Raw genomic sequence first — 1,045 nt, forward strand, 5'->3', positions numbered from 1 at the left:
TAGGTGGTGCGGGTGCCGTCGTCGTTCATCACCGTGACGTAGTCGGCGGAGACCTCCTCGACCACGCCCGCCTTGTCGGCGGTGATGACGTCGCCGGCGTCGGTCGCGGCACGGTACTCCATGCCGGTGCCCACCAGCGGCGCCTCGCTCTTGAGCAGCGGCACCGACTGGCGCTGCATGTTGGAGCCCATGAGCGCGCGGTTGGCGTCGTCGTGCTCCAGGAACGGGATCATCGCGGTCGCCACGGACACCATCTGGCGTGCCGAGACGTCCATGTAGTCGACCTCGTTGGCGCGCAGGGACTCGAACTCCCCGCCCTTCCTGCGGACGAGCACGCGCGACTCGAGGAACGTTCCGTCGGGACCGATCGGCGTGTTCGCCTGGGCGATGACGTGCCGGTCCTCCTCGTCCGCGGTCAGGTAGTCGACCTGGTCGGTGACCCGGCCGTCGACGACCTTGCGGTAGGGGGTCTCGACGAAACCGAAGGAGTTGACCCGGCCGAAGGAGGCCAGCGAGCCGATCAGACCGATGTTCGGTCCTTCCGGAGTCTCGATCGGGCACATGCGGCCGTAGTGCGACGGGTGGACGTCACGGACCTCGAAGCCGGCCCGCTCACGGGACAGACCACCGGGGCCCAGCGCGGACAGACGACGCTTGTGCGTCAGGCCGGCCAGGGGGTTGGTCTGGTCCATGAACTGCGACAGCTGGGAGGTGCCGAAGAACTCCTTGATCGACGCCACGACCGGGCGGATGTTGATCAGGGTCTGCGGCGTGATCGCCTCGACGTCCTGGGTCGTCATCCGCTCGCGGACGACGCGCTCCATGCGGGCCAGGCCCAGGCGGACCTGGTTCTGGATGAGCTCGCCCACCGTGCGCAGACGGCGGTTGCCGAAGTGGTCGATGTCGTCGGTCTCGACGACGATCTCACCGTTGGCGCCGGGCATCTCGACCTCGCCGGCGTGCAGCCGGACGATGTACTCGATGGTGGCGACGATGTCGTCCTCGGTGAGCGTGCCCTGGGTGATCTCGCTGTCGACCCCGAGCT

General features: G+C 68.1%; 1 pseudogene. It reads right to left on the reverse strand.

From position 1 onward, the window contains the following. Positions 1-1,045: pseudogene (locus tag AB0G15_RS43515) on the reverse strand (DNA-directed RNA polymerase subunit beta); the annotation flags it as partial.

Origin of the sequence: Streptosporangium sp. NPDC023825, assembly GCF_040639575.1 — a bacterium.
Taxonomy (GTDB): domain Bacteria; phylum Actinomycetota; class Actinomycetes; order Streptosporangiales; family Streptosporangiaceae; genus Streptosporangium.